Below are 14,857 nucleotides of genomic sequence, written 5' to 3'. Positions count from 1 at the left end.
CCCCGAAAACGGGGCTTCTTGTTTTGTATTTCAATCAGCCCTTACGCGGCAATTGCGGCACGAGGCTTCGTTTGCCGCCCTTGTCTTTGGGCGAAGGTTTTTGGGCAACCGTTTTCTTGGCCGTCCCCTTCTTGGCAGGTGTTTTGCGGGCCTTTGGTGCTTCTTCCGGTTCTCTCTTCGGCTTCACCGGGGCCTCGTCGGCGAGCGATTCGAGTTTGAGACCTGTCTCGCCAGTCTCTTTCTTTTCAACGGTAACACGAACCGTGCCGCCCTTCTTGAGCTTGCCGAACAACACTTCGTCGGCGAGCGGCTTCTTGATGTGCTCCTGAATGACCCGGCCAAGTGGACGCGCGCCCATACGCTCGTCGTACCCTTTGTCCGCAAGCCAGGCCACAGCCTCCTTCGACAGGTCAAAGGTGACGCCCCGTTCCGAAAGTTGTGCTTCAAGCTGCATGACGAACTTCTGCACAACCTGGTGAACGACAGGCACCGGCAACGTACCGAACGGAATGATCGCATCGAGGCGATTGCGGAATTCAGGGGTGAACAACCGATTGATCGCCTCGACATCGTCGCCTTCGCGCTTGGTCGAGACCAAATCCGATAGCCGCGCGCTGCGCATCAGACGCTCCCGCATTGGTCGTCATGATTAAAATGACATTGCGGAAGTCGATCTGCTTGCCATTGTGATCGGTCAGTTTGCCATGATCCATCACCTGCAACAGGATGTTGAACAGATCCGGATGCGCCTTTTCGACTTCGTCCAAAAGCAGGACGCAGTGCGGGTGTTGATCCACACCATCGGTCAGCAAACCACCCTGATCGAACCCGACATATCCGGGAGGCGCACCAATCAACCGTGAAACGGTGTGGCGTTCCATATATTCCGACATATCGAAGCGGATCAGTTCCACGCCAAGCGACGTTGCCAGCTGCTTGGCAACTTCCGTCTTGCCGACACCTGTGGGGCCGGAAAACAGGTACGATCCAATCGGTTTTTCCGGCTCCCGAAGCCCGGCGCGAGCCAGCTTGATTGCCGATGTCAACGCCGTGATAGCCGTATCCTGACCATAGACAACGCGTTTCAACTCCACTTCGAGACCGGATAGAACCTTCTCGTCGTCCGCCGAAACCGTCTTTGGCGGAATGCGTGCCATAGTGGCAATCGTCGCCTCGATTTCCTTGATGCCGATGGTCTTCTTGCGCTTGGTTTCCGGCACCAACATCTGTGAAGCACCGCTTTCGTCAATGACGTCGATGGCCTTGTCTGGCAGTTTCCGATCATTGATGTAGCGCGCCGACAATTCGACGGCTCCCTTGATCGCGTCGCCCGTATATTTGACCTTGTGAAATTCTTCGAAATAGGGCTTCAGCCCTTTCATGATTTCAATTGCATCTTCGACGGTCGGCTCATTCACATCGATTTTCTGGAACCGGCGCACCAGTGCACGGTCCTTCTCGAAGAACTGGCGAAACTCCTTGTAGGTGGTTGAGCCAATGCAGCGAATTGCCCCCGAAGAAAGCGCCGGCTTCAAGAGGTTCGACGCATCCATCGCACCGCCTGATGTCGCCCCTGCCCCGATGACCGTGTGGATCTCATCGATGAACAGCACTGCGCCAGGAAATTCTTCAAGTTCCTTGACCACCTGCTTCAATCGTTCCTCGAAATCACCGCGATAGCGGGTTCCGGCAAGAAGCATCCCCATGTCGAGAGCAAATATGGTGGCGTCCAACAGCACTTCAGGAACATCGGCTTCAACTATTCTCTTGGCCAACCCTTCGGCAATCGCCGTCTTGCCCACGCCGGGGTCACCCACATAAAGCGGGTTATTCTTGGAGCGGCGGCACAGAACCTGAATGGTGCGGCTGATCTCGGATGAACGACCGATCAGCGGGTCAATCTTGCCAGCCTTGGCCTTGTCATTGAGATTGACGCAGTAAGCGGTAAGCGCATCCTGCTGCTTTTTCTTGCCGCCTTCTTCCTGACTATCGGTTCCGCCGCCGCCAATCTGGTCATCCTCAGCCCCTCGGGGTGGACGATTTTCCGCTATCCCGGGGCGCTTGGCGATGCCGTGCGATATGTAATTGACCGCATCGTATCTGGTCATCTGTTGTTCTTGCAGGAAATAGGCGGCGTGGCTTTCGCGTTCAGCAAAAATTGCAACCAGCACATTGGCACCTGAGACTTCCTCGCGCCCCGATGACTGGACGTGTATCACCGCGCGCTGGATGACACGCTGGAAACCGGCGGTCGGCTTGGAATCCTCGTCATATCCGGTAACGAGATTATCCAGTTCGGTATCGATGTAGGTAAGAACAGTGTGCTTCAAATCATCCAGATCGACATTGCACGCACGCATGACTGCGGCTGCCTCGCCATCGTCGATGAGCGCAAGCAAAAGATGTTCGAGCGTCGCATATTCATGATGACGCTCATTGGCGAGCGTCAGTGCATGATGAAGTGCTTTTTCCAAGCCTTGGGAGAATGCCGGCATGCTACCTCACTTCTTCTCCATCACGCATTGAAGCGGATGCTGATTCTGTCGGGCGAAATCCATGACCTGAGACACTTTGGTCTCGGCCACCTCGAATGTATAGACCCCGCACTCGCCAACCCCATGATTGTGAACATGAAGCATAATGCGCGTCGCGGCTTCGCGGTCCTTCTGGAAAAACCGTTCCAGAACGTGAATCACGAATTCCATGGGCGTGTAATCGTCATTGAGAATGAGAACCCGGTAAAGGCTGGGCTTCTTGGTTTTGGTTTTTGAACGGGTGATGACCGCAGTACCACGCCCGGCACCGTTTCCATTGCCGTCGCTACCGCTCTGCAAGCGCGCCAAATTCCTGGTAGCAACCAAACTGCTTGTCACTTAACCCTGCCTCTAGGTCCGACCTTCATGCCCAATCGACATGTAGGTGTTCAACTGCCAATTTTAAGCCCTTCTGTTTGGCTGACAATATGGCGAGGCGCTAAACTTGCCAGAAAATCAAATTAGTGGCCCGTGCGGTATCTTATTCCAATCAAACATGAAAAGACCCGGCACCGCTTTCGCGTCCGGGTCTGTTTTGGCACCAAACAGCCAACACTATCTGGAAAATTGAGTAATTCCAAGAAAAGTACGCAGCGGTTGCCGGTGAGAATTGCTAAAAAAGGCTTGGAGCGGCTCAAGGATTTTGTGAAAAGCTGAGCCGCTCTAAATCACTTCGCCTTGGCAACAGCCGATTCGAATGGCTTGTAAGCGTCTTTTGCCAAATCCGCATAAAGACCGCTGAATTTGGTAACCTCGGCAACAAACGACTCATAAGCCTGCTTGGCGTAATCACTTTGTATTCCCACGGCAGTTTCATATGAGTCGGCCGTCATCATTTTTTCGAATGCGGAATTGCCCGAATCAAAGCTCTTCTGCACATAAGAATTAGCTTCCTCGGCAATTTCACGCGCGGAATTGGAAAGTGACTCAAAACTTTTCAATGTGGAATCGGCAAAGTCCTTGCCGTACTTGCTGAAATCTTCATTCGTCTCGGTCATGGAATGCTCTCTCCGTTCGACGGTTGGCATTGGTCGATTGTGCGACGCACACAATATCTGCTGCGATGCACAAGAAGTCAATTGCCGGTACATGCACGTTGTCACCGTCGCTTAGCGGGCTGGCATGGGTAAAGATTGATTCAATCGAAACAAAAATGGTGAACGCGCTGGTTACCATAAACGGATTGGTAACGCTGCCCGCGTAGGTTCTCTCAAAATGAGCCAAAAGCTACTCGCCTCCAGCGTAAACAAATCTCAAGGGAATGTAACAGTGCGTCAGCCTGTATCGAGTATCGTTTCCAAACCAGCGCGCCTTTCAGGCATCGCTTCGGCGCTTGCTTTGACGTTGGTGTTTATGTTTGCCTTCGCTGTGCCTTCACAAGCCGCAAAGCATGCAGCCATTGTCGTCGATGCAAACACCGGCAAGACCCTCTATTCATCCAATGCCAATTCGCGCAGATACCCTGCATCGCTTACCAAGATGATGACGCTCTATCTGACGTTCGAGGCGCTCTCGAAAGGCAAGATCAGCAAATCCTCAAGGGTCACCTTTTCTGCCCACGCTGCCGCAGAACCGCCCACCAAGCTCGGTGTCAAAAAGGGCGGTTCGATCAGCGTCAAAACCGCCATTCTCTCAATGGTCACCAAGTCGGCCAATGACGCATCGACAGCGTTGGCAGAGACACTTGGCGGCAGTGAAGAAAATTTCGCGCGCATGATGACCGCTAAAGCGCGCGCATTGGGAATGAAGGGGACTGTGTTTCGCAATGCGAACGGCTTGCCAAACTCGGGGCAATTTACGACAGCCCGCGATATGGCAACGCTTGGAATAGCGCTACGCGAACACTACCCGCAGTACTACAGCTACTTTTCGACACGCTCATTCATGTATGGCAAGCGCCGTATCAATGGTCATAACCGCCTGCTCGGCCGCATCAAAGGCGTCGACGGCATCAAAACCGGCTACACACGCGCATCGGGTTTCAATCTGGTGTCGTCCGTGTCGATCGGCGGGCGTCATCTTGTCGCCGTTGTCATGGGTGGATCGACAGGTGCCAGACGAGACCGAAAAATGGCCGGGTTGATCAAGACATACTTACCAAAGGCTTCACGCGGCGGAGGTGGCAACCTCATCGCGAAATCTGATGCGACTTCGCCAATTGGCGCACTTGCCAAAGTGATGTTGCCCAAACACGATGCCCCAACACCTGATAACCGGCCGGTCAAAACAGCCGAAGTCGTTGTGGCATCAGCAGACATGGCAACGATCCCCGCGCCAGCAAATGGCGCGAAGGCTGCGGCACCGTCAGATATACCCTTTGCCTACGCCGAACCTGAAACAGTCGATCCCGTCAATACCGCATCATTGCCGTCCGGATGGGTCGTTCAGGTCGCGTCATCGCCGAGCAAAACCGAAGCCAAAGCGCTGCTCGATAAAACATCGAAGCAGGCAGGGGCCATTCTTGGCAAGGCTGAGGCATTCACCACAGCCTTCAACAATGACGGCGTTACTTATTTTCGTGCCCGGTTTGGCGGCTTCGGCTCCAAAGGCGCCGCCAGAAACGCCTGCCACGCATTAAAGAAGAAAAACATCGAGTGCTACGCCACAAGGCAATAGGCGTCGCTCAATTCCATCTCCCGGGAATGTATCGGATCGAAGGAGAACTATTCGTGATCGGAGAGCAAAACGTCCTTGGCTTTGTTAATCCGCGCCGCCAGGACAGAGATGCCGTCACCGACGTCGGGATGCAGGCGTTGCATCAGGCGGCGGTGCGCCTTGCGGATATCAGACGCGGCAGCACCCGCTTCAAGACCAAGGACCTCGTAGGCCTCCTCCTTAGTCATGGAGCCAGAACCTGGCGCAATACCCAGCCGGCGACCACTGTTCGCCTCAAGGTCATGGCGCCAGACGGGAAATCTGCTATCAAGATACGCCTCTAGAAGCGTTCGGCTTTCCGGGTCAGCAACCAGTTCCCGATACAGATCTATCAGTTCGTCAAGGCCCATCGCGCTCAAGACCTTGGCGTCATGGCGCCCGGCCAACACCAAGCCTTCCAATTGTCCTGTCCGGGGGTCGAGTTCCATCTCGATTGCCGCTGTACGAACCAGCGCCGGGGGCCTCGTCATGTGATTGGGGCCTCGTTTCACCCTCAACGATCCGTACCAGGCAAGCGCTGCAAATAGGATAACACCCCCAACCGGTGAATGGCCGAACGCAAGAATGGCGAAACCGATAATTGCCAACAGTATCGGCAGTAGCGCACGCGTCGCACGCGCCAACTTGCCAGGGTCGGCGCGCAAAAATACCAGCGCCATGCCCAGAAGCGCAAAAAACGAAACGACAATCGCAATCAATATGCCCAATTTCTCACGCCATCTTGCGTTTGGAGGTATCCTGCAAGGTAAATGTTCCTTACCCGCGCCCCTCTGGCAAGTGCTGACATGCAAAATTCAGATCACAGAAGGCCCAATTCTGCCAATTCCTGCCGAAGCTTGACAGGCATTTCCGAAACACCGCGCGCATCTTTTCCAAGATCAGCCGGTGCATCAGTCGCTTTCAGGTAGCGCCACCCTTGAAACGCACGACGCGGTTGCCACCTTGTGCGCACGATCTTCGGGTCAAGCACCAGATGACACCGTTTGATCCCATCGGTGTCGGTAAAGGGCCGGATTTCCGTGATGAGTTGACGGCACTGCACATTGCCCTTGATGACCCAGTAGAGCGATCCACTATCGGTAATCTCGGCACCACGCGTCGGCATCATTCGCGTTGTGTGGTAGTGCTCAACCGGCACGCCTGCCCGGCGGCGCTCCTCAAGACGCAAGGCGACCCAGCCCTCAAGGTCTTCGACGCTCTCACAGCCGACACATAGCTTTACAATATTGAGATGCATGGTTCGAACCTAACGCCGGCTCAGACAGCATTCAATGTACAACAGTGTTTTGCACAAGCCATTCAGCACTCGACGAGATTGACCGCCAGGCCGCCAAGGCTGGTTTCCTTGTATTTCTCATTCATATCGAGGCCGGTTTGGCGCATCGTCTCGATTGCTGAATCGAGCGGCACAAAATGTTTGCCATCTCCCTTGATAGCCAGCGACGCCGCCGTAACAGCCTTGACTGCACCAAGCGCATTTCGCTCGATACAAGGAACCTGAACCAACCCGCCAACCGGGTCGCAGGTCATACCAAGATGATGCTCCAACGCAATTTCGGCTGCATTTTCAACTTGTTCAGGCGTGCCACCCATAACCGCGCAAAGACCGGCGGCGGCCATGGCAGATGCCGATCCCACTTCGCCCTGACAGCCGACTTCCGCCCCGGAAATGGATGCGTTGGATTTGATGATGCCCCCAACAGCAGCAGCGGTCAGCAGAAAGTCGCGGATGCTCGCTCTATCGGCATCGGGATGGAAATGCGTCCAGTAACGCAAGACGGCGGGAAGCGTACCAGCCGCGCCATTGGTCGGTGCCGTTACAACGCGACCACCGGCCGCGTTTTCCTCGTTCACCGCCATTGCGTAAATCGAAAGCCAATCATTGGCCAGCAGTGGGTTTGGGCGGTTTTGGCTCCACTGCTCTTGAAGTTTGTCATGCAATTGCCGGGCCCTTCGACGTACTTTCAGGCCGCCCGGCATAATTCCATCTTGTGAGAGACCGCGCTCGATACAACCGATCATGGCGTCCCATACGCCATCCAACCCGGCGTCAAGCTCCTCGCTCGTCATCCGTGTTTCTTCGTTCGCCCGCTTCATTTCAGCGATAGAAAGCCCGCTACTGGCTGCCATCGTCAGCATTTGCGCTGCATTTTTGAAAGGATGCGGCACTTTCTTTCCTTCAGCCGTAATCGAACCGCGCGCCTTCAAGAGCTGAAGCTCTTCATCCGAGACGACGAACCCGCCGCCAATCGAATAATAAATCCGCTTCAAAAGCAGCCTGTCGTCACCATCGTAAGCACAAAACATCATGCCGTTGGCATGACCCGTCAGCGGTGTTTTCTTATCCAGCACCAGATCGGCAGCGGGATCGAAGCGATAGGGCGAATGCCCCGGAGGCGATATGCGCTTGTCCGCACCAATTCTGGATATGAGATCTTCGACCTCGTCCGGATCGACGGTATCCGGCGTCAAACCGGTTAATCCCAAAATGATGGCGCGATCACTACCGTGCCCCAGCCCGGTATAGGCGAGCGAGCCGTGCAGGCTCACTCCAAGCCGCTCAACCTTTGCACCAACAGGTCTTGGCCAATCGTCGCTCGCAATCTCGTCGAGAAAGCGCACAGCCGCCGTCATCGGCCCCATCGTGTGCGAACTTGACGGGCCAATACCAATTTTGAAGAGGTCAAAAACAGAGAGAAACACGCGCCAAATCTCCCAGGCAATCACCGGTGCCATATTACGTTGCGTTCATACACGATCAGGAACGATGTTTCTGCTCTTTTCGAGACCATCGCGCTGCATTCGCCGACTTTGACTGCTCCTGGCGCGACATAGCTTTCAAACGAGGCTATATCTATCCAGTCAATCCCATTCCTCACGACAAAAGCGGACATATGGGCAATTCATTTCATCTGACTGTCGCTGATATCACTGCGCTGATTTTCTTCCTTCTGTCGTGGATCGTGCACACAATTGCCTCCGACAGCAAACTGGTCAGCCGCGTCTCGCTCAATAGTGCCATGAATTTGCAGCGCGAAATCTGGATGTACCGAATGGCCGAGCGCGAAATTCGTATCGTCGACACCGCCATCATGGGCGGTCTTCAGCAAGGCACGGCCTTTTTCGCATCAAGCTCGCTGCTTGCGGTTGGCGGCTGTTTTGCTCTCCTCGGCGCATCAGATCAGGTCATCGAAATTATGAGCGACCTACCCTTCAGCCATGCGCCATCGCCGGAGTTCTTTCAGTTCAAGGTTGTCGGACTCATGATTATCCTTGCCTATTCCTTCTTCAAATTCGGTTGGTCGTATCGTTTGTTCAACTATTGCGCGATTCTGATTGGAACAGTACCGATCCAGCATGGAAAGGACGCCCACAACCCAATTTCGGAAATAGCCGTGCGCCGTGCGGCAGAAATGAACAAGCTGGCCGGGAAACACTTCAATTCCGGCCTGCGTGGCATATTCTTTTCGATCGGCTATCTCGGCTGGTTTCTAAGCCCGGCGCTATTTGTTCTGTCGACATTGCTTCTTCTGGTCGTTCTGGTGCGCCGTCAATTCTTCTCGGCAGCGCGCGCCGCCGTCGTGAACGAACCTGCCCTTGCCAAGCGCCAACGCTCAATCGTGGAAAAATAGAGGATCGCGCATCGCCTGCACGGGCAATGGATTTTACCACCAGATTTTCGGTTGGAAGGTGCCGGCAGCCTGTTCAATCACATGGGCAGTCTGAAACAGCGTCTCTTCATCGAACGGACGTCCGATAAGTTGCAGGCCAAGTGGTAGCCCTTTAGCGTCCAGTCCGGCGGGTACGGCAATTCCGGGAAGGCCTGCCATATTCACGGTCACCGTGAAAATGTCGTTGAGATACATCTTCACCGGATCGGCAGCCATATCCTCATCGGCAACCCCGAAAGCAGCCGACGGCGTTGCCGGTGTCAAGATGACATCGACACCAGCGGCGAATACTTTCTCGAAATCCTGCTTGATCAATGTGCGCACTTTTTGAGCCTGCAAATAGTAGGCATCATAATAGCCCGCCGAAAGAACATAGGTTCCGATCATGATGCGGCGTTTGACCTCGTCGCCGAACCCGGCTGCACGGCTCTTCTCGTACATATCGGCAATATCCTTGCCGGGAACCCGCAATCCATAGCGCACGCCGTCATAACGCGCGAGGTTGGATGAGGCTTCGGCTGGAGCCACTATATAATAGGCCGGCAAGGCATATTTCGTATGTGGCAGGAAAATATCGACGATTTCCGCGCCCGCATCCTTGAGCCAGGCAATACCTTTCTGCCACAGCGCCTCGATCTCTTCAGGCATACCATCAACACGGTATTCCTTCGGAATGCCAACCTTCATACCCTTGATCGACCCGCCGATAGCCGCTTCATAATCAGCTACGGGCTTGTCGAATGAAGTCGTATCCTTTGCATCCACCGACGCCATTGATTTCAACAAGATAGCGCAATCGCGCACATCTCTGGCAATCGGCCCCGCCTGGTCGAGCGACGAGGCAAAGGCTGCGATACCCCAGCGTGAACACCGCCCATAGGTAGGCTTGATGCCAACGGTGCCCGTGAATGCAGCAGGCTGGCGGATCGAACCACCCGTATCGGTGGCCGTCGCACCGGCGCACAAGAACGCTGAAACTGCTGCTGCCGAACCGCCAGAAGACCCACCGGGAACCAACTGCGTATTGTCTTGCGCACGCCGCCAAGGGTTGATGACCGGGCCGTAATAGGATGTTTCGTTGGATGAGCCCATTGCGAACTCATCCATGTTGAGCTTGCCCAGCATGACAGCCCCATCGGCCCACAAATTGGCGCTAACCGTTGATTCATAGCGCGGCTTGAAACCATCAAGGACGTGGCTACAGGCTTGTGTATGGACATTTTCGGTCGCGAACAAATCCTTGATGCCAAGCGGAATGCCTTCAAGCGCGCCGCCCTCGCCCCTGGTCAGTTTGGCGTCCGACGCTCCGGCCATTTCCCGCGCCTTGTCGTGGGTAACGGCAACATAAGCATTCAACGTCGGATTGGCCCGGTCGATTGCGTCGAGATATGCCCCGGTGAGTTCGGTTGCAGTAATTTCCTTGTCGCGCAATTTTTCGCGGGCTTGTGAAATCGTCAGTCTTGTCAGATCGCTCATCAGGAAAGCTTCTTTTCGTAGAATCGAGAATAACCGGAATCGGGATAGTCGAGAACAGCGCCGCAAACTTCAAAGCCGCCACGCTCATAAACACGGTAAGCCGGTTCGAAACCGGGGGCCTCCCCCGTCTCCAGCACCAGCCTGTTGATGGCCTTGTCGCGCGCATGAGCCTCGATGTGCTGCAAGATTTGCGACCCGACGCGCTGGCCGCGCACTATGGGCGAAGTGAACATGCGCTTGACTTCGCCAAGCCCGGCTTCGTGCATTTTCAACGCGCCCATGCCTATGGCGTCATTTTGCGCATTGCGCGCAACAAACAATGTGATCGTCGGTTCTGCCATCTGTTCCACAGTAAGCTGGAATTGGAACGCCCGCGGCGTAAGCGGCATCATATGAGCATTAAGCGCCGCGACCATGCCTCGAACATCGTCCTGAAGCGCGTTCTCAATGGCAATCTCAATTGCCATGAGTTCACTCCACTACCTTCGGCACCAGGAAGAAGTTTTCTTCGGTCGCAGGCGCATTGGCCACGATGTCGGTAACTTTGTTGCCGTCCGTTACCATGTCCTGCCGCTTTTTCATCGCCATCGGCATCACGGACGTCATCGGCTCGACACCGGAAACGTCAACCTCGCGCAATTGCTCGACAAACCCCAAAATGGTGTTGAGTTCGCCAACCATGCGCGAAGCCTCATCTTCACTCACTGCTATGCGGGCAAGGCGCGCAACGCGCTTCACGGTTGGTAGATCAACAGACATGCTTGGCCTCAGTTGGAATTAGCCTCTGAAATATGTTCTCCGGGCTATAGCGGCGCGGCGCACGCGGCGCAACATGAGAGCGCGTTGTTAGCGCATCCTTGGCACATTCCCACCATCTACATGGAGCGGCACTTTTACTTAAAGAGTGACAGTCTGCCCGATTTCCGGCAGCGCCACATTGACACCTGATCCTTCCAGCCCGGCGACGAACTTCTCCGGTGTCTGGTCGATGATCGGAAATGTCCCGAAATGGCAGGGAACGACCGTATCGAACTTGAAGAAGCGCCGGCATGCCAATGCGGCCACCGCCCCACCCATGGTAAAGCGGTCCCCGACGGGAACAATCCCGATTTTCGGTTCGTGCAATTCGTTGATGAGCGCCATGTCGGAGAAAATGTCGGTATCACCCATGTGATAGAGCGTCTTGTCGCCCTGGAAATGCAGCACCAGCCCACCCGGATTGCCGAGATAGGTATTCGTTCCACCTTCGCCCGACGTTGAAGAAGAGTGCAGCGCCTGCACAAATGTCGTCGTGAACGCGCCGCAATCGACAGTCCCGCCAATGTTTCCGGGATTGATCTTGTCTGCATTCACACCCTTGCCCACCAGATACATGCAGAGTTCGAAATTCGCGACAAGCATGGCATTTGATTTCTTGAGCACTTCGTGCGCACCGTTGATGTGATCGTCGTGACCATGTGTCAGCAGAACGTGGGTAACATTCTCGGCAGGTTGCTCCCAGCCACCTTCCCACGAAGGATTGCCGACAAGATACGGATCAATAAGAATTTTTGCGTCCGCAGTTTCGACGCAAAACGCCGAATGCCCATACCATGTCAGTTTCATTGCTGCTTACCTCTATTTTCCTGCCGGTGCGACGGTCTACGCACGACCACAAGCACAATACCTGTTCTATCTCATTGGTCCGGTCTTCAGCATTTTTCCGAAACCAATTCCCACTTTCGGGTCCACTGAACTAAGGATAGAACGCTGATAAGGCATGTCAAAGGAAAGCCCTTGAAGATCATCGAAATCGAAGAGGTTTCCGCAAAACTGGGAACTGGCCAGACGCTGGCGGGGCTGGATCTGGGCGACAAGACGATTGGCGTTGCCATCTCCGATCAACAATTGTCATTTGCCCACCCTCGCCCGGTCATCATGCGGCGGAAATTTTCGCTGGATGCGACGACGCTGCTTGTACTTCTTCAAAAGGAAAATGTCGGTGCCATCGTGATTGGACTGCCCATCAACATGGACGGTTCGCACGGGCCGCGTGCGCAAAAATCCCGCGCCTTTGTGCGCAATATGGCGCCACTGACGGACTTGCCATTTATCTTTTGGGACGAGCGCCTATCGACCGTGGCTGCCGAGCGTACTTTGATCGAGATGGACTTCTCTCGGAACAAACGAGCCGGGAAGATCGATTCGGCGGCTGCGGCCTTTATCCTGCAAGGTGCTCTCGACAGGATACACCACCTCAGCCGGGCCGGTTGAGTTTACCGCATTCTCTCTTCTGGCCATGTACCAACCGATGATGGCCTTGCGCCGCCGAAATGCCAGAATTGCCGCGAGCAAGAACGAATCGACCACACAAGCCTTGGCAACCATTCCCGGAATGATAGCAGGATCAATCCCGAGCATTTCTCCATATATCTCAAACACAAAGTCATGCAGCGGGCGACTTAGCATGACATAACCGAAATTCATGTCGTTCAGCGACAGGAAAAACCAGCCCCAGAAAAGAACCAGCGGGCCTGCCCAAAGCGCAAGAATGTAGCGCATCAGAGATACCTCGCCATTTGAGATGGTCTCTGGCTGGAATTGCCAGCACGCACCAGTTCGCTACAGCTCTGCCATTTGACAAGCGCTGCAAGACACAGCGAAGGGACGACGAGAAACAACGCCCAGTCAATCGAGAAGAATATCGTCGTCAGATACCGCATGGTTCATCCTGCTTCGGTAACCATGACAGTGGGCCTTGCAGCCAATCGCTGCAATGGAAACCATTTGTTAAGGTTAACGCAAATCCACAAGGCGTGAATTTGACGCGAAACGCATCAATTCACCGGCGGATAAAGCGTGTCCAGGATCAGGCGCGCATCATGGCGCGAATCGAGCATGCCATATGTATTGCGCCACTGACCGGCCAGACGCGTCTCGACAAAGGCATCGGCGATTCGCCCCGCACCCAGCCGACGCAATTCCGCAGCCGCGGCCGAAAGTGCCAATTGCTCGGTCAACAGTCTGGCAGACCCCTCATCGGTCGATGCAACCTGCATTGCCGCCTTCAACACGCTGATCGTGCCATGCCCGCCAGCACCCAGATCACGCTCGATACCCGCCAAGACATCATCGAACAGACTGGGCGCGCGTTCCAGCACGCGAAGCACGTCCAGCGCCATGACGTTGCCGGAACCTTCCCATATCGCATTCACCGGAGCCTCGCGGTAGTAACGAGCCAGCGGTGCTTCTTCGACATAACCATTGCCGCCAAGGCACTCCATCGCCTCAAAAAGCAATGCCGGGGCTATTTTGCAGACCCAATATTTGACAACCGGCGTCATGGCGCGGGCAAAAGCCGCCTCCCCGCGATCATTGGCAGCTTCATCGAAAGACCGGGCAAGCCGGAACGACAATGCGCTTGCCGCCGCAACATCGAGCGACATATCGGCCAAGACCCGCTGCATGAGTGGCTGGTCGACCAATTTGGTGCCAAACACAGTGCGATGGCGCGTGTGGTGAACGGCTTCGGCAAGTCCCGCCCGCATGATCGCAGAAGATGCAACGGCGCAATCAAGCCGCGTCAACGTCACCATATCCATGATGGTCTTTACTCCGGTACCGGGTTCCCCGACCATCTCGCCGACCGCGCCGGTGAATTCCACTTCGGACGACGCGTTCGAGCGATTGCCGAGTTTGTCTTTCAACCGCTGGAAATGGAACCCGTTGCCCGATCCATCGCCAAGAACGCGCGGAACAAGGAAACACGACAATCCCTCAGGCGCTTGCCCAAGCAACAGAAAAGCATCCGACATAGGCGCGGACATGAACCATTTATGACCGGTCAGCCGGTAAAAACCCGTACTGCCAGCACGCTCGGCGCGGGTGACATTGGCCCGCACATCCGTGCCTCCCTGCTTTTCGGTCATCCCCATGCCGAGCGTCAGTCCCGCTTTTTCAACGGGTGGCTTTTGAGTCTGGTCATATTTGCGCGTTGTCACGCGCGGTGCCCACTCACGAAACAGCTTGGCGCTTCCCATAAGTGCAGCCAGCGATGCGCTGGTCATGGTGATGGGGCAAAGATGCCCGGTTTCGAGCTGCGCCGTCAGATAAAAGCGGGCGGCGCGAACCTGATGCCGCCTGCCAATCTCGCTATCGCCATTTTCCCAGATAGACGAATGCAGCCCATTGGCCACAGAACGGCGCATGAGCGCGTGATAGGCCGGATGATATTCGATCAGATCGAGACGACGACCCTGCCGGTCATGGGTCCGCAGTTTCGGCGTCTCGACATTGGCAAGACGCGCAAGCTCCTGCGCTTCGTGCGACAGCACGAAACGGCCAATGCCATCAAGTTCCTTGCGAACCGGCTCTGAAAATTGTTCAGCCAGTTGAATCAGCAATGGATCGCCACGCCAGGCATTGGTTCCAATCATTGGCGGCGGCTGGTTCGTCACATCGTCGCTCACGCACTATCCCCATCTGGCCCCATATGGCCACAACTGGCTTCGGCCACGAATCCGAAGTTGTCGCGCGTTATAG

13 protein-coding genes and 2 pseudogenes are annotated in these 14,857 nt (G+C 55.2%); 3 read left to right on the top strand and 12 right to left on the bottom strand.

The genetic code is table 11. From position 1 onward, the window contains the following. Positions 1-34: 34 nt before the first annotated feature. The 3 genes and pseudogenes from clpA to AC0L7S_RS16270 form a co-directional block, all read right to left on the bottom strand. Positions 35-2,495 (bottom strand): annotated as a pseudogene (gene clpA / locus AC0L7S_RS16280) (ATP-dependent Clp protease ATP-binding subunit ClpA). A 6-nt stretch (positions 2,496-2,501) separates the two neighbouring features. Then, positions 2,502-2,873, bottom strand: a complete 372-nt coding sequence (clpS, locus tag AC0L7S_RS16275) for an ATP-dependent Clp protease adapter ClpS (RefSeq protein WP_473471970.1) — start codon at positions 2,871-2,873, stop codon at positions 2,502-2,504. A 329-nt stretch (positions 2,874-3,202) separates the two neighbouring features. Continuing rightward, entirely contained in the window at positions 3,203-3,532 is a 330-nt protein-coding gene (locus tag AC0L7S_RS16270; protein WP_473471969.1) for a phasin family protein, read from the bottom strand. A gap of 271 nt (positions 3,533-3,803) precedes the next feature. Here AC0L7S_RS16270 and AC0L7S_RS16265 point away from each other — a divergent pair, with 271 nt between their 5' ends. Then, positions 3,804-5,150 (top strand): D-alanyl-D-alanine carboxypeptidase, encoded by a 1,347-nt coding sequence (locus AC0L7S_RS16265; protein WP_473471968.1) that lies wholly within the window; start codon positions 3,804-3,806, stop codon positions 5,148-5,150. A 47-nt stretch (positions 5,151-5,197) separates the two neighbouring features. On the opposite strand, the gene AC0L7S_RS16260 is transcribed toward AC0L7S_RS16265, so the two are convergent. The 3 genes from AC0L7S_RS16260 to AC0L7S_RS16250 all read right to left on the bottom strand — a co-directional run bounded on the left by AC0L7S_RS16260 (position 5,198) and on the right by AC0L7S_RS16250 (position 7,892). Then, the gene (locus tag AC0L7S_RS16260) at positions 5,198-5,848 is read right to left on the bottom strand and encodes a DnaJ domain-containing protein (RefSeq protein ID WP_473474330.1); all 651 of its coding nucleotides are present in this window, start codon (positions 5,846-5,848) and stop codon (positions 5,198-5,200) included. Positions 5,849-5,988: 140 nt separating this feature from the next. After that, positions 5,989-6,426 (bottom strand): DUF1489 family protein, encoded by a 438-nt coding sequence (locus tag AC0L7S_RS16255; protein ID WP_473471967.1) that lies wholly within the window; start codon positions 6,424-6,426, stop codon positions 5,989-5,991. Between the two features lie 62 nt (positions 6,427-6,488). After that, positions 6,489-7,892, bottom strand: coding sequence for an L-serine ammonia-lyase (locus AC0L7S_RS16250; RefSeq protein WP_473471966.1), 1,404 nt, complete (start codon positions 7,890-7,892; stop codon positions 6,489-6,491). A 191-nt stretch (positions 7,893-8,083) separates the two neighbouring features. Between AC0L7S_RS16250 and AC0L7S_RS16245 the strand changes: the two genes are divergently transcribed. Then, complete coding sequence (locus tag AC0L7S_RS16245; RefSeq protein WP_473471965.1) at positions 8,084-8,821, top strand: DUF599 domain-containing protein; 738 nt, start codon at positions 8,084-8,086, stop codon at positions 8,819-8,821. A 33-nt stretch (positions 8,822-8,854) separates the two neighbouring features. Here AC0L7S_RS16245 and gatA read toward each other — a convergent pair whose 3' ends face one another. The 4 genes from gatA to AC0L7S_RS16225 all read right to left on the bottom strand — a co-directional run bounded on the left by gatA (position 8,855) and on the right by AC0L7S_RS16225 (position 11,941). Continuing rightward, entirely contained in the window at positions 8,855-10,336 is a 1,482-nt protein-coding gene (gatA, locus tag AC0L7S_RS16240) for an Asp-tRNA(Asn)/Glu-tRNA(Gln) amidotransferase subunit GatA (RefSeq protein WP_473471964.1), read from the bottom strand. Beyond that, positions 10,336-10,803: a GNAT family N-acetyltransferase gene (locus AC0L7S_RS16235; protein ID WP_473471963.1), complete on the bottom strand. Its 468-nt coding sequence runs from the start codon at positions 10,801-10,803 to the stop codon at positions 10,336-10,338. Before AC0L7S_RS16235 ends, gatA begins: the two co-directional genes overlap by 1 nt. Positions 10,804-10,807: 4 nt before the next feature. Further along, on the bottom strand, positions 10,808-11,095 hold the full coding sequence (gatC, locus tag AC0L7S_RS16230) for an Asp-tRNA(Asn)/Glu-tRNA(Gln) amidotransferase subunit GatC (protein ID WP_473471962.1): 288 nt from the start codon (positions 11,093-11,095) through the stop codon (positions 10,808-10,810). 138 nt (positions 11,096-11,233) lie between these two features. Beyond that, positions 11,234-11,941 (bottom strand): metal-dependent hydrolase, encoded by a 708-nt coding sequence (locus AC0L7S_RS16225; RefSeq protein WP_473471961.1) that lies wholly within the window; start codon positions 11,939-11,941, stop codon positions 11,234-11,236. Positions 11,942-12,112: 171 nt separating this feature from the next. Between AC0L7S_RS16225 and ruvX the strand changes: the two genes are divergently transcribed. Beyond that, a complete protein-coding gene (gene ruvX, locus AC0L7S_RS16220; RefSeq protein ID WP_473471960.1) occupies positions 12,113-12,589 on the top strand; it encodes a Holliday junction resolvase RuvX in 477 nt (158 codons plus the stop codon). A 15-nt stretch (positions 12,590-12,604) separates the two neighbouring features. On the opposite strand, the pseudogene AC0L7S_RS16215 reads toward ruvX, so the two are convergent. Together AC0L7S_RS16215 and AC0L7S_RS16210 are read right to left on the bottom strand one after the other, a co-directional pair. Then, positions 12,605-12,877, bottom strand: a pseudogene (locus AC0L7S_RS16215) (DUF6105 family protein); the annotation flags it as partial. Between the two features lie 275 nt (positions 12,878-13,152). After that, positions 13,153-14,784 (bottom strand): acyl-CoA dehydrogenase family protein, encoded by a 1,632-nt coding sequence (locus tag AC0L7S_RS16210; protein ID WP_473471958.1) that lies wholly within the window; start codon positions 14,782-14,784, stop codon positions 13,153-13,155. Between the last annotated feature and the right edge of the window lie 73 nt (positions 14,785-14,857).

The organism is Mesorhizobium sp. G2-6-1, assembly GCF_055809095.1.
The sequence above is the reverse complement of the archived record's forward strand: the minus strand, read 5'-3'. Positions and strand labels throughout refer to the sequence as shown.

What these genes read in the sequence shown, in the direction of transcription:
- AC0L7S_RS16270 (WP_473471969.1), bottom strand. Translation starts at nt 3,532, where the DNA reads ATGACCGAGACGAATGAAGATTTCAGCAAGTACGGCAAGGACTTTGCC.
- AC0L7S_RS16260 (WP_473474330.1), bottom strand. Translation starts at nt 5,848, where the DNA reads ATGGCGCTGGTATTTTTGCGCGCCGACCCTGGCAAGTTGGCGCGTGCG.
- AC0L7S_RS16245 (WP_473471965.1), top strand. Translation starts at nt 8,084, where the DNA reads ATGGGCAATTCATTTCATCTGACTGTCGCTGATATCACTGCGCTGATT.
- gatC (WP_473471962.1), bottom strand. Translation starts at nt 11,095, where the DNA reads ATGTCTGTTGATCTACCAACCGTGAAGCGCGTTGCGCGCCTTGCCCGC.
- AC0L7S_RS16235 (WP_473471963.1), bottom strand. Translation starts at nt 10,803, where the DNA reads ATGGCAATTGAGATTGCCATTGAGAACGCGCTTCAGGACGATGTTCGA.
- AC0L7S_RS16255 (WP_473471967.1), bottom strand. Translation starts at nt 6,426, where the DNA reads ATGCATCTCAATATTGTAAAGCTATGTGTCGGCTGTGAGAGCGTCGAA.
- AC0L7S_RS16225 (WP_473471961.1), bottom strand. Translation starts at nt 11,941, where the DNA reads ATGAAACTGACATGGTATGGGCATTCGGCGTTTTGCGTCGAAACTGCG.
- gatA (WP_473471964.1), bottom strand. Translation starts at nt 10,336, where the DNA reads ATGAGCGATCTGACAAGACTGACGATTTCACAAGCCCGCGAAAAATTG.